General features: G+C 66.1%; 17 protein-coding genes. 10 read left to right on the top strand and 7 right to left on the bottom strand.

Annotated features, from left to right (window positions below; genetic code table 11):
- Positions 1-14 precede the first annotated feature (14 nt).
- Complete coding sequence (locus tag K309_RS0103625; RefSeq protein WP_029045144.1) at positions 15-1628, bottom strand: peptide chain release factor 3; 1614 nt, start codon at positions 1626-1628, stop codon at positions 15-17.
- 125 nt (positions 1629-1753) lie between these two features.
- Positions 1754-2902, bottom strand: coding sequence for a YihY/virulence factor BrkB family protein (locus tag K309_RS35895; protein ID WP_369796392.1), 1149 nt, complete (start codon positions 2900-2902; stop codon positions 1754-1756).
- A 1083-nt stretch (positions 2903-3985) separates the two neighbouring features.
- On the opposite strand from K309_RS35895, the gene K309_RS0103615 reads away from it, so the two are divergent.
- A complete protein-coding gene (locus K309_RS0103615) occupies positions 3986-4393 on the top strand; it encodes a hypothetical protein (protein ID WP_029045143.1) in 408 nt (135 codons plus the stop codon).
- Between the two features lie 149 nt (positions 4394-4542).
- Here K309_RS0103615 and K309_RS0103610 read toward each other — a convergent pair whose 3' ends face one another.
- From K309_RS0103610 to K309_RS0103600, 3 genes are all read right to left on the bottom strand, one after another.
- Positions 4543-5913 carry a sigma-54 dependent transcriptional regulator gene (locus K309_RS0103610; RefSeq protein WP_029045142.1) on the bottom strand — a complete coding sequence of 457 codons (1371 nt, stop codon included), beginning with the start codon at positions 5911-5913 and terminating at the stop codon, positions 4543-4545.
- Between the two features lie 125 nt (positions 5914-6038).
- Positions 6039-6350: a hypothetical protein gene (locus tag K309_RS0103605; protein ID WP_369796391.1), complete on the bottom strand. Its 312-nt coding sequence runs from the start codon at positions 6348-6350 to the stop codon at positions 6039-6041.
- 957 nt (positions 6351-7307) lie between these two features.
- Positions 7308-8672, bottom strand: a complete 1365-nt coding sequence (locus K309_RS0103600) for an NCS2 family permease (protein ID WP_029045140.1) — start codon at positions 8670-8672, stop codon at positions 7308-7310.
- A 452-nt stretch (positions 8673-9124) separates the two neighbouring features.
- Between K309_RS0103600 and K309_RS0103595 the strand changes: the two genes are divergently transcribed.
- A complete protein-coding gene (locus K309_RS0103595) occupies positions 9125-9328 on the top strand; it encodes a cold-shock protein (protein WP_010811149.1) in 204 nt (67 codons plus the stop codon).
- Positions 9329-10900: 1572 nt separating this feature from the next.
- Positions 10901-11995, top strand: coding sequence for a replication protein RepA (locus tag K309_RS0103590; RefSeq protein ID WP_029045139.1), 1095 nt, complete (start codon positions 10901-10903; stop codon positions 11993-11995).
- A gap of 104 nt (positions 11996-12099) precedes the next feature.
- Here the strand turns inward: K309_RS0103590 and K309_RS0103585 are convergent, their stop codons facing one another.
- Positions 12100-12303, bottom strand: coding sequence for a cold-shock protein (locus K309_RS0103585; RefSeq protein WP_029045138.1), 204 nt, complete (start codon positions 12301-12303; stop codon positions 12100-12102).
- A 378-nt stretch (positions 12304-12681) separates the two neighbouring features.
- On the opposite strand from K309_RS0103585, the gene K309_RS0103580 reads away from it, so the two are divergent.
- Both K309_RS0103580 and K309_RS0103575 read left to right on the top strand, forming a co-directional pair.
- Complete coding sequence (locus tag K309_RS0103580) at positions 12682-13341, top strand: AAA family ATPase (RefSeq protein ID WP_029045137.1); 660 nt, start codon at positions 12682-12684, stop codon at positions 13339-13341.
- Between the two features lie 3 nt (positions 13342-13344).
- Positions 13345-14358 carry a ParB/RepB/Spo0J family partition protein gene (locus K309_RS0103575; protein WP_029045136.1) on the top strand — a complete coding sequence of 338 codons (1014 nt, stop codon included), beginning with the start codon at positions 13345-13347 and terminating at the stop codon, positions 14356-14358.
- Between the two features lie 159 nt (positions 14359-14517).
- Here the strand turns inward: K309_RS0103575 and K309_RS35890 are convergent, their stop codons facing one another.
- Positions 14518-16188, bottom strand: coding sequence for a phage integrase family protein (locus K309_RS35890; protein ID WP_064737424.1), 1671 nt, complete (start codon positions 16186-16188; stop codon positions 14518-14520).
- Between the two features lie 607 nt (positions 16189-16795).
- Here K309_RS35890 and K309_RS0103565 point away from each other — a divergent pair.
- The 5 genes from K309_RS0103565 (at position 16796) to K309_RS0103540 (ending at position 21347) form a co-directional block, all read left to right on the top strand.
- Entirely contained in the window at positions 16796-17599 is an 804-nt protein-coding gene (locus tag K309_RS0103565; protein WP_029045135.1) for a helix-turn-helix transcriptional regulator, read from the top strand.
- A 322-nt stretch (positions 17600-17921) separates the two neighbouring features.
- Positions 17922-18386 carry a response regulator transcription factor gene (locus K309_RS35885; RefSeq protein WP_035876752.1) on the top strand — a complete coding sequence of 155 codons (465 nt, stop codon included), beginning with the start codon at positions 17922-17924 and terminating at the stop codon, positions 18384-18386.
- Positions 18387-18554: 168 nt separating this feature from the next.
- Positions 18555-18833 carry a hypothetical protein gene (locus K309_RS0103555; protein WP_029045134.1) on the top strand — a complete coding sequence of 93 codons (279 nt, stop codon included), beginning with the start codon at positions 18555-18557 and terminating at the stop codon, positions 18831-18833.
- A 766-nt stretch (positions 18834-19599) separates the two neighbouring features.
- Positions 19600-20583, top strand: coding sequence for a DUF1839 family protein (locus tag K309_RS0103545; RefSeq protein WP_029045133.1), 984 nt, complete (start codon positions 19600-19602; stop codon positions 20581-20583).
- Complete coding sequence (locus K309_RS0103540; protein ID WP_029045132.1) at positions 20580-21347, top strand: hypothetical protein; 768 nt, start codon at positions 20580-20582, stop codon at positions 21345-21347. Before K309_RS0103545 ends, K309_RS0103540 begins: the two co-directional genes overlap by 4 nt.
- Positions 21348-21379 lie beyond the last annotated feature (32 nt).

Here is a 21379-nt window from a genome sequence, read left to right as displayed (position 1 = left end):
GCTTCGGTACGCGCTCAGACGATCTCGCGCGTCTCCAGGAACTGCAGCTCCGGGAACCGTTCCTGCGTCAGCCGCAGGTTCACCATGCTCGGCGCCAGGTAAACATGGTCGCCCGCGCCGTCCAGCGCCACGTTATGCCCGGCCTTGGCGATCAGCTTCTCGATCTCCGCCGGCGAACCCTTGAGCCAGCGCGCCGTGGCGCACTCGTGCGACTCGAAGATGGCATCGACGCCGTACTCGTGCTCGAGCCGGTGCGCCACCACGTCGAACTGCAGGATACCCACCGCGCCCAGCACCAGGTCGTTGGAGACGAGCGGACGGAACATCTGCGTCGCGCCCTCTTCCGCCAGCTGCTGCAGGCCCTTCTGCAGCTGCTTGACCTTGAGCGGGTTGTTCAGGCGCGCGCGGCGGAAGAATTCCGGCGCGAACGACGGGATGCCGGTGAACTTGAGCGGCTCGCCTTCGGTGAAGACATCGCCCAGGCGGATGGTGCCGTGGTTGGGCACGCCGATGATGTCGCCGGCGTAGGCCTCTTCCGTCGTGTTGCGGTCCTGCGCCATAAAGGTGATGGCGTTGTTGATCGCCACGGTCTTGCCGGCGGAGACGTGCAGCAGCTTCATGCCGCGCTCGAAGCGGCCCGAGCAGACGCGCACGAAGGCAATGCGGTCGCGGTGGCGCGGGTCCATGTTGGCCTGGATCTTGAAGACGAAGCCGGTGAACTTGCCTTCGTTCGGCTCGACCACGCGCGTGTCGGTGTTGCGCGCCAGCGGCGGCGGCGAGAGCTCGCACAGCGCGTCCAGCAGCGACTGCACACCAAAGTTGTTGATCGCCGAGCCGAAGTAGACCGGGGTCTGCTTGCCGGCGAGGAACGCCTCCTTGTCGAAGGTGTGCGACGCGCCGCGCACCAGTTCGATCTCGACGCGCAGCTCGTCGGCCTGGCTGCCGAGGATGCGGTCGAGTTCCGGGTTGTCCAGGCCGTCCAGGATCGCCGCGGTGCCCTTGTCGCCTTTCGGGTCGAACAGCTGCACCTTGTCGTCGATCAGGTGGTACACGCCGCGGAACTGCTTGCCCATGCCGATCGGCCAAGTCATCGGCGCGCACTGGATCTGCAGCACGTCTTCGATTTCATCGAGCAGCTCGATCGGCGAGCGGCCCTCGCGGTCGAGCTTGTTGATGAAAGTGAGGATGGGCGTGTCGCGCAGGCGGCAGACGTTGAGCAGCTTGATGGTCTGCGCTTCCACACCGTTGACCGAGTCGATCACCATCACGGCCGAATCGACCGCCGTCAGCGTGCGGTAGGTGTCTTCCGAGAAGTCCTCGTGGCCCGGCGTGTCGAGCAGGTTGACGATATTCTCCTGCGCGTTGCCGGCCGCGCTGTTGCTGCCATGCCCGCGGCCATACGGAAACTGCATCACCGACGAGGTCACCGAGATGCCGCGCTGCTTTTCCAGCTCCATCCAGTCGGAAGTGGCATGTCGGTCGGCCTTGCGCGCACGCACCTCGCCCGCGACCTGGATGGCGCCGCCGAACCACAAGAGCTTTTCGGTCAGGGTCGTCTTGCCCGCGTCGGGGTGGGAGATGATGGCAAAGGTGCGTCGACGCGCAATTTCGGATACGAGCGAGCTCACGGAATCTGGCTGGGAATAGGTAGAGGGAGTAGAGGATGCGGCATGAGCCGGCACCCCGACCGGCGCCGCCGCAGGCGGCACTGCGCCGGGCCATGCGGGACTTACGGAAGGAATGGGGCGCTATTTTACCGGTTCGCGGGCCAGGCCGGGGTTTTGCGTTCGCGCTTGCCATCCCCCTCCCCTCCCATGCCTGGCACGCCGCGCAGGCTGCCGAACTGCAGCGCGTACTGGCGCGTCAGCTCGGCGCCGAAGAAGAAGATCTGCGCCGAATAGTAGATCCACAGCATCAGCGCCACCACCGAGCCCGCCGCGCCGTATGAGGAGGCCACCGCACTATTTCCCAGATAGAGGCCGATCAGCCGCTTTCCCACCGAGAACAGCAGCGCGGTGATGATGGCGCCCATGGTCACGTCGCGCCAGGCGATGCGCGCGTTGGGCAGCATCTTGAAGATCACGGCGAACAGCGCGGTCACGACCGCAAAGGAAAACGCCGTCGAAATCACGTCTGCCACCGGGGCGAACCAGGATTGCGTCCACAGCTGGCCCCAGATGCGTTCGACCACCGCCAGCGCGGCGTTGACGATCAGCGACACCAGCAGCATGAAGGCCAGAACCAGCACCAGGCTGAACGACAGCAGCCGCGCGCGCAGCAGCGTCTGCCAGCCGGCGGTCTTGGGCACCGGCACATGCCAGATGTCGTCGAGGCTGCTCTTGAGTTCGGCAAAGGCGCTGGTGGCGCCGACAAACAGGATGCCCATGGCGATCAGCGCGGCCATGCCGCTGCCGCCGGCGCGGTGCGTGGCGGCCAGGATCTGCTGGATCGCCGTGGCGCCCTGTTCGCCGACCAGCCCTTCGATCTGGGTGAAGATCTCGCCGCGCGCCGCCTCGGCGCCGAAGAACAGCCCGGCTATCGAGATCACCAGCACCAGGATCGGCGCCAGCGAGAACAGCATGTAGAAGGACAGCGCAGCGCCCTTGCTGGCGGCGCGGTGGTCAAACCACGAGGCGACCGCCGCGGTGACCACGCGCAGCGTGCGCGCGCCGGTGTGGCGGTCCGGCAGCCAGTGAGGTCGATGGAGTCGAGGCTGCGGGGCACCGCTGCCGGGGGACGATGCGGGTCGATGTTCGGTGCGATGTTCGGTGTTGTCGGTCACGGCCTTTGGTATGCCCCGGTTCGGGAGCCCTGGTACGCAGGAACGGGTAACCGGAACGCCTGGCGAGCGGCCGCGGGACGCTCCGGCAGCGAGGGTGCTTGCGTTCATCATACTGCGCATCGCGCGGCTTGCCCAAGCGGCACCCCTGAGGCGACCTGCTACAGTAAGACCAGGCACACCTGCCGGCGCATCCCGTGCCAGCGCGCCGGCGCAAGGAGGCATCCGTGACCCGTTTCCTCTCCGCACGACCGGTGGCCGCCATGCTTGTGGTCGGGATGCTGGGCGTTGCCGGCTGCGAGCGCAGCCAGCCCGGCCCCAAACCCATCTCGGGCACTGCCACGACCTCATCCTCCGCTGACACTCCCACCATGCCGCCGGCACCCACTCCGCCGGGACAGGCTCGCTGACGATCGCGGCAGCCGCTGCCGCCGCTGCGTACCCGTTTCTGCGTGCTGCGCCGTGCGCTGCCCCCGGCGCCGCGCGGGCAGTGCGCTGGCTCGTCGGTGTTCCCCGTGTTACGCGAATGCAAGGCTGATGTAACTCCGGTTTCAAAGATGCAACCCGGTGCAGTGCGGGGAATGCGCCGCTGCCTGGGCGCGCTATCCCGCACCCGGCGTGCGTGTCAGGCGGCCACGCGCGCACATGCGCAGGCGCGGCCAGCGGTGGCGCTCGCCGCACGCGTTGCAGTAGCGAAACCGAATGGCCCGGCGCCGCCGCCGCGGCCGCGTACAGCGCCCCCCGGGCGGGCCGCAAACCCGCATGGCACAAGCCTTTGCGGCCATTGGCACACTTGTCGCTCAGCATCCGCAGGGGACGCCGCGCGCGTCCGGATCATCGAGCTACCACTGCGGAGAGAGACCAGCCATGCGTCAACCGCCTTCACGCATGACGGCGCGCCGGCGCTCATACCGGTTGGCGGGCCCGCCGCCTACGGTGACGGACCTGCTTTCGCCGCCACTGCTGCCCTATCCGCGCGCGCGGGTCGAGCCGGCACAACTAGACACGGCCAGCGCACCATGCCCCGGCGGAGCGCGGGGGGCCAGCGGTCCGGCCTGCACGCGCGCGGCCTGCAGGCGCCCGGCCGGAAAGCGGCGCGCCTGACCGGAGCCGGCGCGGAATCAAGAGGGGCAGCCAGCCGGCATGCCCGCGCGGATTTGTGCTCCGTCCCCCGGCGGGCACTTTTTTCCACAAGGAGGAGACGCCATGAAAGCCGCAATTCCTGTCGCAGGCATGCTGGCCGCCTTGGCGGTCTTCCCGGCCCCTGCCATGGCAGCCAGCTATGCCTGGTTCGATCGTCCCGACGACGCCAGCGCCAACAGCCACGCGGCGGTCAGCAATGATGTGTATGTACGCGGCTTCGGCTGGGCCTGGGGCGAACTGCGTATGCAGCAGGACACCTCGCCGGGCACGGCCGCACCTGCGGCGCCGCAAGGCGGCCGGCAGGCGCGCGACTACCCGGATCGGCGCGACGCGCCGCCGTGGCTGCAACGGGATGACAACGGCCCGCCGCGCACGCCGCGCGGCAAGATCAGCATGAATCTCGCGGCCGTCCCGGCGGATGGGGCCGTTGGGGGAGGCGGGGCCGGCCAGCCCCGCGCGCTTGTGCGCTGACGTGCCAGCGGGCACGGGGAAAGGCGGAACCGGCGAGCGGACGTCGGCGGTTCCCCTTTCCTGTGGCGCGCTGCCTGGTGCCCGACAGCGTGGCGCTCCGCTCAAGAGCGGCGCGGCGGCGACCGTCGCTTGCGAAGCGTCGTTGCCGCTTACTCGCCCGCGGCGGGCTGGCTTTCCACGCGGATATTGTGCTTGTGCATCAGCCGGTACAGGGTTACGCGCGACACGTTGAGCTCGCGCGCGGCCGGCACCACGTGGAAGCCATGGCTGGCCATCACGTTGCGGATCGCCTCGCGCTCGGCCTCCTCGCGGATCGCGTCGAGGGTCTTGCGCGGCAGTTCGGCGCCGCCGTGCAGCTGCAGGTCCTCGGCCGTGATCTTGCGGTTGTCGGTCATGACGATGGCGCGGCGCACGCGGTTGATCAGCTCGCGCACGTTGCCCGGCCACGCGTACTGCATCATGGCCTGGGTCGCGCATGCCGAGAAGCCGCGGATGCGCCGGTGCGCCTCGTGCCCGTGCTCGGCCAGCACGGCGTTGGCCAGCTGGAGGATGTCCTCGCCGCGCTCGCGCAGTGGCGGAATGCTCAGTGTCAGCACGCACAGCCGGTGGAACAGGTCGGAGCGGAAGCGCCCGTCGCCCTGCGCCGCCACCAGGTCCACGTGCGTGGCCGAGATGATGCGCAAGTTCAGGGGGATCGACTGGTGCCCGCCCAGGCGCGTAATGGTGCCCTGCTGCAGGAAACGCAGCAGCGCTACCTGGCTTTCCAGCGGCAGGTCGCCGATCTCGTCGAGAAACAGCGTGCCGCCCTGCGCCTGCTCGATCCAGCCGATCTTGCGCTGGTTGGCGCCGGTGAACGCGCCCTTCTCGTAGCCGAACAGTTCCGACTGCACCAGGTGCGAGGGAATGGCACCGCAATTGATGGCGATGAACGGCCCCTTGCGCCGGCTCGAGGCATCGTGGATCGCCTGTGCGGCCAGTTCCTTGCCGGTACCGGATTCGCCGGAGATGAATACCGGCGCCTCGTTGTGCGCCACCTTGGCCAGCGAGCGGAACATGGCTCGCATGGCCGCGCACTCGCCGATCATGGTGCCGCGCGACGCCGTCGTCTCCTGCGGGCGCGCGCCATGCAGCGACGCCATGCCATGCGCGTGCTTGAGCGTGTAGATCAGCTCCTGCACCGAGAACGGCGTGCGCACGTAGTCCACGCAGTAGTCGCGGATCAGCCGGCGCACGCGCTCGTCGGCGAGCATCGCGTCGCAGGTGATGGCCACCCAGGTGACATGCAGATGCTGTAGCGCGAGTTCGAGCTGGCCGAGCTCGGCATCGCTGTATTCGTCCTGCAGGTCGATCACGCCCGCGCTCGGCGGGCTCGCGCGTACCACGCGTTCGACGTCGCGCATCTGCTGCACGCGGCGCAGTTCCCATCCCGGGCCGAAGCTGGACGGGTCAAACCCAAAATCTTCATGACGCGACACGACCACGATCTGCGCAGTGCGTGACGCCTTGCACAGTCGGTCCATCACGATCTCCCGGACGTTTGGCTTGTTCTTGGTTCCGGCACCTGTGGACCGCGCGGGGGCCGGTGGCCGTGGCGCGGACTGGGGCTGGACTGGCTGCGGGTTGGCGCCCGCGAGCAACGTCGGTATCACGAGGTGGACAGACTGCGGGCCGGCTCCTCGGGCGCGGCGAGATAGCTGCCGCACTGGAGCTGTTCGCGGATGCGTCGCCGCACCGCCTCCTTCTCACGCATCAGCTCTACGCGGGGTGCCTCGGGGGTCTGTCCGGAGTACTGGTAGTAGAGCGACTTGTAGGTGAGCTGGCTCAGGATCCATTCCTGCAGCATGGCGCGCTGGCGCGCCAGTTCACCCTCCAGCAGGCGGTGGCGGCGCAGCAGGTTTTCCACCGCGGCACGCGCGCTGTCGCTGAGCGCACTGTCGTCAGCCAGCAGGGCCGCCACGTCGGCAGCGGCGCCGTCACGGCTGGCGCGGTTTGCGGGCGTTTCACCTGCGGCTTCCCCCAGAGCAGCCCAGGCGTGGTGAATGGATCGGCTAGTGGATCGGCTTATTGACTCCCTGACTGGCCCGATTGCGGGTCGCCGGATCTCTCCTGCGGTCATGATTATCCCCGTTGAACAACATCCCCCGGCACTACACGTCTGCGGATACCACTTGTCAGTCTTGGAATTATTAATGTCTGCGTGGCGCACGTGTTTTTCCCGCACGCTCCCTGGTCGTGGCCTTGCCGCCTTGTCTGGCGATCTCATCCGAGCTGCCCCCTTTACTGGCGGACGGCGCCAACGCGCGCTCGGTGTGCTCCGGCAATCCAGCCGCATGCACCGGAGTGAAGAAGGGGCGCCTTGCCGCGCCCCTCTTTGCCACGCCTATAGTTCAGTGCATTTGGGGCGGTTTGTCCAGCCCTGAGTGGGTGAGTTACACCCAATCTCATACTTTGGTATGAGCCGGCCTGCACACCGCCAATCGGCGCATCGGAAGCCGTTTGCCGGCTTGATCTGTGACAGATTTGGGACCGAATTTCGCGCCAAATTTCGGACCGAATTTCGGACTAAATTTCGAATGGGATTGCGGCCCCTCTGTCGTGCCGCTGGCCAGCCGTTTCTTCGCCGGCATGGTACGCAGAAACGGGTACGCTTTCGCACCCCGAACGGGTGATGCCAGCGCTCTCGGCAGCCAGCCTGGCCGGTGCGAGGCGGTATGGTTCGCGCCAAGGCCATCGAATTGCAGCACGCAGAAACAGGTACGCTGCGAACGCTCGTGCGGTTGGGGACCGCCCGCAGAATTGGGTACGCTTTGCGCGCCTTGCGGCATTCCGGCCTTCCTGCGATGGAACAAGGGGCCTGCGCGATAAAGAATGGGCGGCCAGTGCCGCCCACGTCTGCTCTTGCCGCCAGAAATGCCTAGTGGCCAGGCAAGTAATAGAACTTGAACACAAAGACCGCGGCGATGATCCAGACCATCACCGGCACGCTGCGCGCGCGCCCGGTCAGCAGCTTCAGTGCCGCGTAGCTGATGAAACCGAACGCCACCCCGTTCGCGACCGAGTACGTGAAGGGCATACCCAGCGCGGTCATGACCGCCGGCACGACTTCGGTGACGTCGTTCCAGTCGATCTCCAGCAGTTCGCGCAACATCAGGCAGGACACATACAGCAGCGCCGGCGCGGTGGCATAGGCAGGAACCGTACCCGCCAGCGGCGCGATGAACAGCGCCGCCAGGAACAACACCGCCACTGTCACCGCGGTCAGCCCCGTGCGCCCGCCGGCCTGCACGCCGGAAGCGCTTTCGATGTACGCAGTCGTCGACGACGTACCAAGGAACGAGCCGGCCATGATGGCGGTGCTGTCAGCCATCAACGCCTTGTTCAGCCGGTCCATGCGGCCGGCCTTGAGCAGGCCGGCGCGATTGGCCACGCCCATCAGCGTGCCGGTGGCATCGAACAGCTCGACCAGGAAGAACACCAGCACGACATTGATGATGCCGATCGACAGCGCCGCCGAGATATCGAGCTTCAGCAGCGTCGGGCTCAGCGAAGGAGGTGCCGAAAACACGCCGTGGAAGGTGTTGCCGGCAAAAGCGAAGCTCAGCAACGTGGTCAGCAGGATACCGATCAGGATCGCACCCTTCACGCGCAGGTGGTCCAGCGCGACGATCACGAAGAAGCCGACAATGGCCAGCACCGCCGGCGGCTGGTGCAGGTCGCCGAGGGTGACCAGCGTCGCCGGGCTCGCGGCCACGATGCCGGCATTCTTCAGCGCGACGATCGCCAGGAACAGGCCGATACCCGCGGTGATCGCCACGCGGATGGAATGCGGGATGCCGTTGACGATCATTTCGCGCACGCGGAACAGCGTCACCAGCAGGAACAGGCAGCCCGAGATGAAGACCGCGCCCAGCGCCGCCTCCCACGGAAAGCCCATGCCCTTCACCACGGTGTACGCAAAGTACGCGTTCAGGCCCATGCCGGGTGCCAGCGCAATCGGGTAATTGGCATAGAACCCCATGATCAGCGTACCGATCGCCGCGGCCACGCAGGTCGCGACGAAGACCGCGTCCTTGGGCATGCCGGCGTCGCCCAGGATCGACGGGTTGACGAAGATGATGTACGCCATCGTCAGGAAAGTGGTGATGCCGGCGAGGATCTCGGTGCGGACATCAGTCTGGTGCTCGCGCAGCTTGAACAGGCGCTCGAGCAGCGTCGGCTGGCCGCGCGAGGGGTTAACGGAAGGCGTACCCGGCTTGGAAGCGGGTTCCGGCATCGACATGACTGAGTCTCCTGGCATCGTTATCGTGTCCGCGGCAGGCATGCCGGCGCGGCCGTGGCCGGGTGGCGCGCCACCATGCGGCAAGCGTACTCTGGCCCAGAATGGGCCGGGTCCGCCACGGCGCAAACGGATAAGCGATATGCAAAAGGCGTGATGATCCCACAGCGGATTCCACAGCGGATTCCACAGCGGATTCCAGGGCGGATATTGGGCGCACAGAGGCTGGGCGCGGCGCCGGCGCGCCCGGGCATGGCGGGTTCGGGGCTGCCCCAACTTGACGCTGGCCTCAATCCCCCGTATAAACGCGGCTAGATTCAAGCGACGAGGCAACAGTTCATTCGTTAGCCACCGTCTGGTACTTCGGTTGTCCATGGTGTCCTTTCCTTGAGTTCCCCTGTCGGATGGCGCGTGCGCCATCCGACGTTTAATATCCTTTTTCTGGAAAGCAAATCATGCAAACCGGTATCGTCAAGTGGTTCAACGACGCCAAGGGTTTTGGCTTCATCAAGCCGGACGCAGGTGGTGACGACCTCTTCGCCCACTTCTCGGAAATCCGCGCCGACGGCTTCAAGTCGCTGCAGGAAAACCAGCGTGTGCAGTTCGAAGTCAAGAACGGTCCGAAGGGCCTGCAGGCAGCGAACATCACCCCGCTGTAAGCGTTGCCCAAGGCGCGCCACGTGCGCGCCACGCAACTGAAAAACCCCGCCTCGGCGGGGTTTTTTGTTTTCCGGCGGCTTGTGCTGCCTGCCCGCGGCACCAGGTTCACCGGTCAGCCGCCCTCCGCTTCTCCCTCCCGTTGCGCCGGTCCTGCGCACACCTTCCTTCCACACGCCCGCGTCCGCAGAAACAGGTACGCCTTGCTGCGCAGGAATCCGGGAATGGTCGTGGTCGACTTACGCAGAAACGGGTACGCCACGCCTCCATAGAGCCTCGTCACACCCCGGCGGGGACGCAGAATCGGGTACGCCCGGGTCTGGGCCCCACCCCGTGTGTCCTCGCGCCCTTCGCAGAAACAGGTACGCCTGGCATCGCCACGTTTCCGGGCCCGCCAGATCAATGGTGCGCCAGTGACGGCCCGGCGCTGAGATATCCACACAAACAGGCTTCGGATGCTACGCAGAAACGGGTACGCCTCCTATTGCAGCGCACAAGACCCGATCCCTCAAAGGTCTGAAACGAGCCGCCGCAGAAACAGGTACGCCTCGTTCGTTTTTGCACGCCACGTTCACACGCAGAAACGGGTACGGGGTACGGGGTTTCCCAGGGGCGTCGGCCTGGCTGGGGCGAAGCTTAGCCGGGGTTCCCCGCAGAAACGGGTACGCCCACTCAAAAGGCGGTATCTCGACGTATACGTTGAGTGTGAGCGCTAGCTTTTCATGATTGGCCGATATATAATGGAAACTTGCCGGTGCGTCTATTCGCAGACCCCTTTTATCAACGCAGAAATGGGTACGGATGCATCCATGCCGCCCTGGGGTCGGGCACGCAGAAACGGGTACGCAGACCGAACTCCGGCGTACGGGCGGCTCTGACGCAGAAACGGGTACGCCGCAGAAACAGGTACGCCGAGCCGGAGGCAAGGTGTTTTTTCTTCGCGGCGCAGAAACGGGTACGGATTAGGGTCATCCGTCGCAGAAATGGGTACGCTGCCAGCATCAGGCGGATGAGCGCGGCCCCAGGGTCGAACCTTTTTCTGCGTGGATAACCCGGGCCGCCGGCCTCCCGGCCGTGCAATCCAGCGGTAAATCCGGTGTAAACGGCGTATACCGCCTGGGGCGCCGCAGAAACGGGTACGCTCTGCAATGCTGCCGTTGTGGAAAAGCCTGTGGAAACACGGGGTTATCCCCGCAGAAACCAGTACGCGCGGTTCGCAGATACAGGTTCGGGGCGTCGCAGATTCGGGTTCGGCCCTTCGCAGAATCGAGTACGTTTGTCCGCAGAATCGGGTTCGCAGGGGTGGTTTTTCCCCTTATGAATCAAGGCGCTGAACTTCACGTATACGGTTTACAAGTAGTTAACCCGTATTGGTATCGTTTACTGGTAGTCACAGGGTTGCGCACCGTGGACAACCCTTGCGGGTTGCCCACCGTTCGCCCCCCAGCTGCCAGTCATGAGAGTCCCCGGATAACAAAACCCCGGCAACCAGGACAGCGCCTCAGCGTACCTGTTTCTGCGTGACAACCTTTGCGGCTTCGAGTACAAAGGCGGGTAATCCGAAGCACGCCAATATGCCCATCAAACGCTCCCCGGCCGCCACGGGGGATCGAAGTGTCCTCGACATGGACGCCGAACCCTCCCGCATCATTGTTCCCGGCAACGAGAACAGCCTGGTTCCGTCCGAGAAATTCCAGCGCCTGTTTGACGAGGCGCAAGCCATGGAACGCGAGGACGCCTGGCAAAGCGGCGAAGTTGGCTTCCTGAGCCGCGCCAGCGTCCAGGTCACGCTGCCATATCGGGCGCCCAAGGGCGCGCCGCCGGTATGGACGCGCACCAGCGGCAATATCTCGCTGATGATCCAGCCCGGCTACTTCACGCAGCAACGCTCCGAACGCGCGGCCAATGGCCGCCAGAAGCTGGTGTCGGAGACGGTCTCGCTGGGCTATCCCTATGGCTCCTATCCGCGCTTGATGCTTGCCTGGATCGGCAAGGAGATCATGGCGAAGAAGAAGCGGGGCGAGTTCACCGGGACGGTGGAAGACCGGCGCATCTCGCTGGGCAATTCGTTGTCCGAGTTCATGTACAACCTCGGTATCCCGATGGCTACCGGCGGCAAGCGCGGCACCATGACGCTGGTGCGCCAGCAGATGATCCGGCTGTTTTCCGCGACCATTGCGATCGTGCAGAACAAGTCCACGCCGAGCCAGAACCAGAACCCGAACCACGAGCCGTTATCGATCGACCGCGTCGGCTACCTGCTGGCCGACCAATTGTCCACTTGGTGGGACCCGATGCAGCCGGGGCAGGGCTCGATGTTCGAGAGTTTTGTGGTGCTGTCCGAGCCGTTTTTCAACGAACTGGTCAACCGCCCGGTACCGGTGGACATGCGCGCACTGAAGGCGCTGAAGCAGTCGCCATTCGCCCTGGACGTTTATTCGTGGCTGACCTACCGGTTCTTCACGATCCAGCGACGCACCGAGATCCCCTGGGAAGCCCTGCAAATGCAGTTTGGCACCGAAACCGAAAGCGAGCGCAAGTTCCGCGCGCTGTTCCGCAAGGCGCTGAAGGACGTGCTGGTGGTCTATCCTGGCGCAAAGGTCGATGCGGATTCGTCCAAGGCGCTGATCCTGCAGCCGTCCCGTACCAGTGTGCGCAAGCTGGGCTGAGCGCCCGGCCACAAGGGCCAGACGCAAAAAAAGGCAAGCGTTCAACGCTTGCCTTTTTGTTTGTCCGCCGTTGCAGGGTTGCCGCAGCGGGCAAATCAGCTGGATCAGGCCGGCTTGATGCCCGAAGCCTGCAGACCCTTCGGCCCCTGCTTGACTTCAAACGTCACGCGCTGCCCATCCTTCAGGGTCTTGAAGCCAGAGCCCTGGATTTCGGAAAAGTGCGCAAACAGATCTGCACCACCGTCGTCCGGGGTAATGAAGCCGAAGCCCTTGGTCTCGTTAAACCACTTGACCGTACCGGTTGCCATAAGAATTTCCTTTTCGAAGCAAGTTCTAGTACACCACGCAAACAACCGTTCAAGCACGTTGAGTTCTCGTAGATACCGAACGGAAGCCGACGAGGTTGACACGACTTGACTCGACTGTAGCGCGCATCATAACCACTTTGGATTGCGGTGTCATGTGCGGCGTAATGCGCACTACAAATACTTTAGACACAGGGGCGCCCGCATTTCAAGCAAATTTATTGTCGAAGCCCTGGCGCCTGCCAAAAAAGCCGGGTGCCTTTCTTCGTACCTCATTAAAATTTTTGTAAATTTGGAAAATGGTTGAAGCGCCACCTCCTTTTGGCTACAGTTGCGCCTTAAGAGTCAAACCGCGCTTTCAGCGCTGAAAGAGAGGTCGCAGTGGCAGCCAAAATCATCACCGTCTTCAACCAGAAAGGTGGTTGCGGAAAGACCACGGTCAGCATGCACCTGGCGGGAACGCTGGGCCTGCGGGGTGCCCGCTCCATGTTGGTTGACATGGACGAACAAGGCACCGCCACCCGCTGGGCCGCCCAGGCCAGCGATGAGCGCCCGTTCCCCGCGTCGGTGATCGGCCTCGCGCCATCGGGCGGCGCCATGCACCGAGAAGTTCGGAAGTTTGTGCACGATTACGATTACATCGTTGTCGACTGTCCGCCTGCAGTCCATTCGGCGGCGCCGTCCAGTGCGCTGCTGATCTCCGACCTTGCCATCATCCCGGTGGTGCCATCGCCTCCGGACCTCTGGGCGGCGGTCGCAGCAAAAACGCTGGCACAACATGCGCAAGTCCAGAATGAAACCTTGCTGATCCGGGTGATGGCCAATATGGTGCAGCGGCGCGTGTCGATCGCGCGGCAGGCGATCGAGATCCTGGGAGACGATGGCGAGGTGCCGCTTCTGAATTCGATGATTGGATCGCGCTCGGCCTTCCGCGAATGCCAGGCGATCGGCTGTACTGTCCATGGCGTTGCCGGGGCGCGTGAGGCGGTACAGGAGGTCGACATGATGGTCGACGAAGTGTTGTCTTTGATTGAGCAATAAGGCATGGCTACAAAACTGAAAAGCCTCAAGGCCGGCATGCTCGCCGGCATGGTGGCAGAGAAGCACCGCAGCGACACGCTGGACCGGTTTGCCCGGGCCGAGGCAGCGATTTCGCAGCATCCGAATGGGCTGCTGCAGGGCAGGACCAACGATGCCGCTGCCGCTTTCAGCGCTGAAAGTGCTGGCGAGATGGCGACTGGCCGGCAGCTGGTGCGGATTCCGCTGGCGCAGCTTCATGACAATCCGCTGAATGCCCGCCGGATCTATGATCCCGCCATCGTGCAGGAGCGTGCGGCGTCGATCGCCACGCATGGACAGAAGACCCCCGGCCTCGCTGCCCCGGACACGTCGCGTCCCGGCCACTACATCCTGATCGACGGCCACTACCGCAAACGAGCGCTGGCGTCAGCCGGCAAGCTCGAGATGGAGTGCTTTGTCGAGGACGACCTGAGCGACCTGGACTTCTACCGGCTGTCGTTCATGCTCAACGAGCAGCGCTCGGACCAGTCGGCACTGGACAATGCGATCGCCTGGCGCCAGCTGCTCGATGAAGGCAAGGTCCAGAAGGAAGAAGAAATCTGCGAACTGACCGGGATGTCCGCCGGCACGGTCAACAAGACGCTGGCGCTGTTGCGCCTGCCCGAGTCCGTGCTTGGCGTGATGCGCGAGCGGCCGAGCGCGATCGGCATCGCCGCCGGGTATGAGCTGACTTTGTACTGCAAGTTGGCGGGGGAGGAGCGGACCCGCGAGCTGGCTGCGCGGATCATCAACGATGGCCTGTCAAGCCGCGAAGTCGAGGCGATCCGCAAGCATGCCCAGGAGGGCAAGGCGCGCAAGATCAAGGAAATCAGCCGGCAATACAAGATCCGGACCGACGGCGGCCAGTTGCTCGGGACCATCAAGGAGTGGGATTCGGGGCGAGTCGTCCTCGATGTCCAGCTGGGCGACCGTAGTGCCCGGGAGGATCTGGTCGAGCTGCTCAAGGCTCGCTTCGGACTGGACAAGACCTTGCTCTGAGTGAGGACGAGGTAGAACCGGGGAGGCGGATCATTGCACACCACCGTCCCCGGGGCATCCAGGTCTCCAGCTGTGGCAGGATCGCTCGGCAAGATCCTGTAGCGTACCCAGTTCTTCGGTGGTAACGCCGCCACCCATCCTGTTCCGCACCGCCAGTCCCTACGGCAACTCTCCCCCCGTACCAACTTCTTCGACCGACGCCGACGCTGTCCGGCAACGCTGCCCCTCGCGAATGAGGTCACGTGGCGACCGGGCCGGAAAGGCGGCATCCAGCCTCCGATAGCGGGTAATCGCAGCCGACAGCAGCGCATGCAGCCCGCGCACCGAATAGGGCGGATAGGCCGTGCTGGCGAGCTTGCGCTGCGCCCGCCGGGTGGGCGGCGCGGCGGGCGGGCCGAGCAGGGGCACATCCGCCGCGGCGGGTGCGTCCAGGTCCAATCCCCGGTCTTGCCAGTGACGCCGTAGCGCGGCCAGCGCCGTGTCGGTGAGCGCAAGCCGGTCGTCGTCCGGCGCTTCCTCCGTCCTCGTTCCGGACACCCGGTGGAGGATCCGCAGGTCTTTCCAGCGCAGCGCCACAAGCCCGGCAAAGCGCGGCCGGCATTCCAGCAGCAGCGCGACCGCCGCGGCCGCGGCCCGGTAGCGCACGCCGTCCGGCCGGCTGCCTTCGTTCTCCAGCCAGGCTGTGAAGCGCACCAGCGCCATGTCGTCGACAGCTTCCCGGCAGGCAGCGCTCCCGGTGTCCAGTCCGGATGCCGCATCTCCGGCCGCGGCCGCCATGCCCATATCCGCCGCCGCACCCCGTGCCGGTCCCCCTATTGGCAGCCACCGGGCGGCCGAGTCGTACCCATTGCGCGCCATCCACGCCCACAAGGCGCCCAGGACACGCATGCTATGGCGCCGGCTGACCTCGCCCAGCGGCCCGGTAAATGGCCGCCAGGACCCGACTTGCCGGGGTGCCCGCGGTCCGCACCAGCGCGCCGCCGGCTGTGGGTCGGCAAGAAAGGCCAGGTATGCCTGGCGGTCCTGCTCGTCCAACGCGGCGAGATCCTTGCGGCGCTCGATTGCCGCCCACAGCAACAGCCGTTCGGCCTCCTTCCGGTACGCGGCATGCGTGGCGCCGGCAGGGGGAGTGCTGGCGTGCAGCCATTTGCGCACCATGCCGACGCCGCTGGCAAAGGGACAGGCGGGCGGCGCCTCCGCATCGCTGGCGAGAAATTCCAGCGGCAGCAGGCGTGGCATGTCTGGTGCCAGCGCCCCGCGCGTCAGTGGCGTGCGGTTACCCACATGCGCGGCCAGCATGGGCTGGCCCTGGGGCGTGCGGACCAGTTCACGATGCTCTGCCAGCCAGCGGTTGATGGCTTGGCCGGCGAGGGCTCCAATACGTGGTACGCGCCGCCACCATGCCGTGCCGCGGACGTTGGTCAGCCCAATAAGTGCTTTAATGTTAACAATTTCGGCATGGCGCAGGCGCCGCGCCAGTGACGGCCCGAACCACAATTCCACACCATGCTCCGCCCGTGGTGCCGCTGTACCGAGCCGTTCCAGTTCCGCCAGCGCGTCCACCCGGCGATCCATGCCGCGGTTGGAACGGCCCGGACCGGCCACCAGCAGCTCGGCCAGATCGGCGCGGCCATGGAGATGCGCCAGCTGGACCATGCGGTCGCGCAGGCTCAGCAGCGTGCGCAGGGCCGATTCACCGGCGTCGTCGTCATCGCCGTCGTCGGCCAGATAGCGGCCGACGACCATGGCTGCCGGCATGCCTTGCACATAGGCGCGGACGGCGGCGAATTCGCTGCGGGTCAGGCTGACGGAATGTGATCCTGGCAACATGGGCAACGGCGCGGGGCGGTCAGTGGGGGAGGGCACATGGCTCGCCTAACTCCTTGATTTATAAAGCACTTAAGCTGAGCCCGAATCCATCCACCCGGAAATGCACAGCAAAGAGCAATGCCGATAATTTTATGCGGGATAAGCGCCATTCCGCCAGTACCTTGCCGCCCGAACATCTGTCTGCCCGGTTAAGCTGCGCTGGAAGGGTCGCAGTGGGTGGCCGGAGGTGGGGCTCCGGTACGTAGGGAAGATAGCCCTCGGGGAATACCCCGCTGCAATGCACAGAGGCTTGCTTTCGACGCCCCTGTTTCATAAGCTGAAGATCAGAATTAGATTCTGTTAAATCTGGTTGGAAAGTTACTAAAGCGTCAGTCATGAGCTGCGCGGCCCGGCATTAGCCGGCCAGTCACGGCTCGAACGGCGCAAACGGGGCGATTCGGCACTCCAAGGGAAGGGACGGGCACGGCAACCGACGGGACGCCGTACCAGGCCAGGAACAAGCCGGATCGTATGGATCTGCGAGCCGCAGCATAGCGGAAGCTGGTCCAACAGCAAGAACGGGTTTGTCGCAGGGCCTGGGCTTGCCGCAATAAGAAGGAGAGCGGCCATGGCCAGCATCCTCTTGATCGAGCAACATCCACTGTTGCGCCTTGGTCTTCGCCACCTCCTGGCCCAAGCGCATCTCCCGGGCGACCTCACCGATATCGATCCGCTCGCGCCGATCGAACCCGACCTCTGGCTGATAGAAGCCGACTTGCTGGTCTACGGGCTACCGTCCGACGCCGCGGCAGGCTGGGCGCAACTCGACGACCTGTGCGAGCGCCTGCGGCCCCGGCGCGTGCTGCTGCTGACCGAGCAACCCGCCGCGGCACTGTCACGGCCGGCGCTGCCGGAGCCCGTACGCGGCTGCCTGCACAAGGCCGCCAGCGCCGAAGCGCTCGACGCCGCGGTGCGGCTCGTGCTGGCCGGCGGGGAGTGCTTCCCATCGCTGCTGCTGTCCGAGCCGGCCAGCGGACGCGGCGACGAAGCCGGCACGCCGCCCATGCTCGCTCCGACCGAGCCGACCAGTCACGCCGCCGGCCCGGTGGTGGTGCCGCTGCATGCGTTGCGCGGCGAAGCGCCGGTTGCGCATGCGAGCGAGACGCCGTCGAGCGGCGCGCATCTGCTCAATATCACCGAACGGCAGTACGAGGTGCTGGCCTTGCTAGCGCGCGGCTATCCAATCAAGACCGTCAGCCGGATGCTCAATATCTCCGTGGCCACGGCCAAGACCCATGCCTGCACGCTGTACCAGCGGCTCCATGTCCGCAACAAGGGCGAGGCCGTCTACGTGGCGCTGCAGCGCGGCGCCACGCTGGACTGGGCCGGCCCGCCGGCGGTGCGGCCGCTCGGCGCGTGCCAGGCCGCCTGACGTCCCTGCATGACCGTTCTGGGGTGCATCGCTTGCAGCCATGCCGGCGCCGGTCGGATCCGGTGCCGCGGCCATCCCCGCGGGTCATCCTTTTGACGTGGTGGCGTCCACCAAAAGCATGAGGCGGTGGCGGGGAGCGCTTGCTACGTTGACAGGGAGGCGTTCGCCGCCGCCTGCCGCACGCCATTGCGTCAGGCGCCCAACGGCAGGGCGCGCTCGCCGCGAGGCGCGCCATGTTCGCCACGGCGGGCCGTCCGGCCACATGACCTTCTGACCCTGGACCCATCGCGCCGCAGCGGCCATGGGCGCCATTGCCGAATCGATGCCGACCTACCTGATTGCCAGCAACGAAATGATGTGCCGCACCCTGGTGCGTCGCCTGGAAGCGCTGGGCCTGCCGCGCCCGATCCGGTGGCGCGCGCCGCAATGGCTGCAGGAGTGCGCTGCCGGCCGGCAGCGTCATCCCGATGCGGACGAGCCCGGCAGCGAGCCGCCCGATATCGCGCTGATCGATTGCAGCGGACTGGACGGTGACCCGCGCAAGCTGCTCGACCAGATGCATGCCCGGCTCGCCCCGCGCCGCTGGCTGGTGTTGTCAGACCGGCTCGACGCGGCGCTGATCGTCCACGCCGCGCTGCTGGGCGCGAGCGGTTGCCTGGCGGTGCCGGCGCCTGCCGAGCTCGTCTGCGCCGCGACCGCGCTGGTGTGGGCTGGCGGCCAGTGTTTCCCGCGCATGGCGCTTTCGCTGATGCAGGCAATGCCGCAGGACAGCGTTGGCGCCGACTGAGTCTGCCGGCCCCTCACGCGCCCACACGCGCTTCCCTCTTTCGGCCACCACGGGATTACAGCCTGCGGATGAGGGCGCTCTATGCGCGCAAGCACTATGCTTCAAATGCCCGGCGTGCGAGCGGCCCCGCTCCAAGAGGCATGCCGCACCGGGATGCTAGGGGGTCGTATGGAAGGCGGGATGGATTACCTGGTCGTGCATGGCTTCGCCGTGCGCGAGGGCCGGGGCAAATGGGCTTGCTGCTTCGAAATCCGGCTGGCTGGTGCCGGCGAGCAGGCGCTGCTGTATCGCGGTGAACTGCATGGTCGCCGCTTCGATTGCGAGCATGCCGCAGCGCAGGCAGCGCGTGAAGCAGGACAGCGTGAAGCGGTGTTGCGCGTGGAAACCTTCCGCGCACTGATCCTGGCGCAGCATCGTCTGCGCCTGCCGGCAGCTACGCTACCCTGAGCCGGGGCGCTGCGGCGCCTTGCTGTATTGCGCATGCCTCGCCCGCGCCAGCGCGAGGGCGAGGCACGCGATCACTGCTGCCGTCATCCTGCAGCAGGTCTGCCCATCCTCCCCATCCTCCCCATTCTCCCCATTCTCCCCATTCTCCCCATTCTCCCCATTCTCCCCATTCTCCCCATTCTCCCCATTCCGCTCGCCAACCATTGCCGTGCGGCCACAGGCCATGCACATGACTGCCGGCGTCGCCCGCGCTGGCGCACGCCGTCGCGCCCATGCCATGCCACAAAAAAAGAAGCCCGCCGACCGGGGGACCATGCGGGCTTTGAAGGCGTGCGGGCAATACTGCCGCCCACACGTCCTCTTGACGATATCCAATCGGCACGCGCGACTGTATCAACCAGAAGCAGCATGCGTGTCACGCATGCGTGCTCAATGCCACTCAACCGGCTCAACCGGACCTCAACCTCTGCGGCGACAAGCGCAGGCGCGCATCCGTCGGCACGCGCAGCCATGCGCAACGCATCGACGCCCGGACCTCGGGACCTGTGCAAAGTTTGTGCGCCGTCCAACAGACTGTCCTGAACCGCGCGCGCCAAGATCGCCGTCAAGACCGATGGCGCAAGCATTTGGCTCGGTGCAGGGAGAAGGCGGGCATGACAACAGAATGTCAGTGCACGGCAGCCGGAACGCGAGCGCGAGGGCACGCATCCGGCGCGCGCCACGCACACCCGCAATTGGATCGGCATGGCAGGCGCGGAGGTCTCTAGTGTACGGCGACACCAAGATGCGTGGACGTGGCGGGCCCGGGTTGCGCGGCGGCAATCCGGTGTGGTCGCACGTCAACTGCCATATCGACCTGTGGATCGAGTTGCTGCACGGACTCGAATTGCCACCGGTCGCCGCGCTGCCGTGCGCAGTGCGGCAGGATTTCGAGGCCGACCATTTCACGCAGTGCCGCTTTCCGGTGGCGGACCTCGAGCGGCTCTACGGGTTGACCGCCCATGCGATGACGCTGTACGACTCGCTCGAGTCGCACGTGGCGGCGCAGACCGCGCGCGGACATCTCGTCGTGATCGAGCTCGACAGCAGCCAGCTGCCGCCACCGCCCGGCGCCGGCTACCAGCGCCACCGCACGCCGACCTGCATCGCCGTCGACGTGCTGATCCCCGAGGCGGGCGCCGTCGGCTATTACCATACCGACGGCTACCACACCGCCAGCGGCGAGGACTACGCCGCGATCTTCCAGCTGGCGCCGGGAGCGCGCAGCGCCGAGACGCTGCCCTTCGTGCATGCCGATGTGGTGCGCCGCGATGGCCGGCTGCGCGGGCGCGAGTCGCTGCTCGACGCTTCGCTGGCGCTGCTGCGCACGCACCTGGGCAACCGGCCGCAGCAGAATCCCGTGACACAGTTCCGCGCCGCGTTTCCCGCGCACCTGGAGCGGCTGATGGCGCGCGGCGAGCCGGGTTTCCACCACTACGCCTCGGGCGTGCTGCGCCAGCTCGGCGCCAACTTCGAGCTGCTCGCGCGCTACCTGCGCTGGCTGGTGATGCAGGGACAGGAGGTTCCCGAGAAGGCGGCCGAAGCGTGCTACACGATGGCGTCGGAAGCAATGGTGATGCAGTTCCGGCTGATGCGCGCCGTGATCAGCCGCAAACCGGATCGCTGCGACGATTGCCTGGACCAGCTCGAGGCCTCCTACCAGGCCAGCGTGCCGGCGCTGGCCCGGCATTTCGGCGAGTATGCGCCATGACTTCTCCCGATGCCGCGGCCACGGGCCGGCCGGCCGCTGCCCTCGTCCCACTGCCCGGCGCCACACCCGTCACCGCCTTCGTCACCGCCTTCACCAACATAGCGTCGCGCGCGCCTTGCGGTCCGTGGCGATGGCTGCAGACGCTGCCCGGCGCGGCCCCGTCGCCGGCGGTGCTCGACGACGGCGCGTGCTGGCTGCCGGCACCGGTGCCCGGTTCGGTCGCGATGGCCATGCGGGCAGCGGGCCGCTTGCGCGAAGGCGCTCCGGTGCCGCTGCACTGCCACGACTACTGGTACCGGCTGTGCATTGCCGGACACGGGCCACGGCTGCTGCGCCTGCGCGGCCTGGCGCGCGGCACCGAAGCGTGGTTCAACGGGCGCCTGGCGATTGCCGTGGATGATGCGACCGGCCGCGACGCCGGGCTGCACCAGTTGCACGATCTGCACGAGGCCGCGATCGAACTGTCGGGCATGAACACGATCCACCTGTGCTTCCGCGCGCCACGCGTGCTGCACCCCGCGGCGGCGGCAGTGCATGGCTGGCGCTGCACCGTGGTGGCCGCCGCCGGCCACCTGGCCGGCTTTCTTCCACGCGCCTTGCCGCTGGATGAGGTCGGGCCATGCCAGCTTGTCGAATTGCTCGCGCCCCTTCCGTCCCTTCCGGCACCGGCCGTCTCCGCCGGCCGCCCCGCGCTTGCTCCCATCTCCGACTTTTGCAGGAGGGCCCGGCGCCTGCCTGCGCCGCTGCCGCGCGCTGCACGCTGAATGCGCCACGGCCGGGCATCCCGCTCGGCTTT

It is taken from the genome of Cupriavidus phytohabitans (assembly GCF_000426345.1).
Classification (GTDB): domain Bacteria; phylum Pseudomonadota; class Gammaproteobacteria; order Burkholderiales; family Burkholderiaceae; genus Cupriavidus.
Note: the sequence above shows the minus strand (reverse complement) of the source record. Positions and strands in the feature narration are given on the sequence as shown.

What these genes read in the sequence shown, in the direction of transcription:
- K309_RS0103575 (WP_029045136.1), top strand. Translation starts at nt 13,345, where the DNA reads ATGGCTACAAAACTGAAAAGCCTCAAGGCCGGCATGCTCGCCGGCATG.
- K309_RS0103600 (WP_029045140.1), bottom strand. Translation starts at nt 8,672, where the DNA reads ATGTCGATGCCGGAACCCGCTTCCAAGCCGGGTACGCCTTCCGTTAAC.
- K309_RS0103595 (WP_010811149.1), top strand. Translation starts at nt 9,125, where the DNA reads ATGCAAACCGGTATCGTCAAGTGGTTCAACGACGCCAAGGGTTTTGGC.
- K309_RS35895 (WP_369796392.1), bottom strand. Translation starts at nt 2,902, where the DNA reads ATGCGCAGTATGATGAACGCAAGCACCCTCGCTGCCGGAGCGTCCCGC.
- K309_RS0103585 (WP_029045138.1), bottom strand. Translation starts at nt 12,303, where the DNA reads ATGGCAACCGGTACGGTCAAGTGGTTTAACGAGACCAAGGGCTTCGGC.
- K309_RS0103590 (WP_029045139.1), top strand. Translation starts at nt 10,901, where the DNA reads ATGCCCATCAAACGCTCCCCGGCCGCCACGGGGGATCGAAGTGTCCTC.
- K309_RS0103615 (WP_029045143.1), top strand. Translation starts at nt 3,986, where the DNA reads ATGAAAGCCGCAATTCCTGTCGCAGGCATGCTGGCCGCCTTGGCGGTC.
- K309_RS0103555 (WP_029045134.1), top strand. Translation starts at nt 18,555, where the DNA reads ATGGAAGGCGGGATGGATTACCTGGTCGTGCATGGCTTCGCCGTGCGC.
- K309_RS0103565 (WP_029045135.1), top strand. Translation starts at nt 16,796, where the DNA reads ATGGCCAGCATCCTCTTGATCGAGCAACATCCACTGTTGCGCCTTGGT.
- K309_RS35885 (WP_035876752.1), top strand. Translation starts at nt 17,922, where the DNA reads ATGCCGACCTACCTGATTGCCAGCAACGAAATGATGTGCCGCACCCTG.
- K309_RS0103540 (WP_029045132.1), top strand. Translation starts at nt 20,580, where the DNA reads ATGACTTCTCCCGATGCCGCGGCCACGGGCCGGCCGGCCGCTGCCCTC.
- K309_RS35890 (WP_064737424.1), bottom strand. Translation starts at nt 16,188, where the DNA reads ATGTTGCCAGGATCACATTCCGTCAGCCTGACCCGCAGCGAATTCGCC.
- K309_RS0103610 (WP_029045142.1), bottom strand. Translation starts at nt 5,913, where the DNA reads ATGGACCGACTGTGCAAGGCGTCACGCACTGCGCAGATCGTGGTCGTG.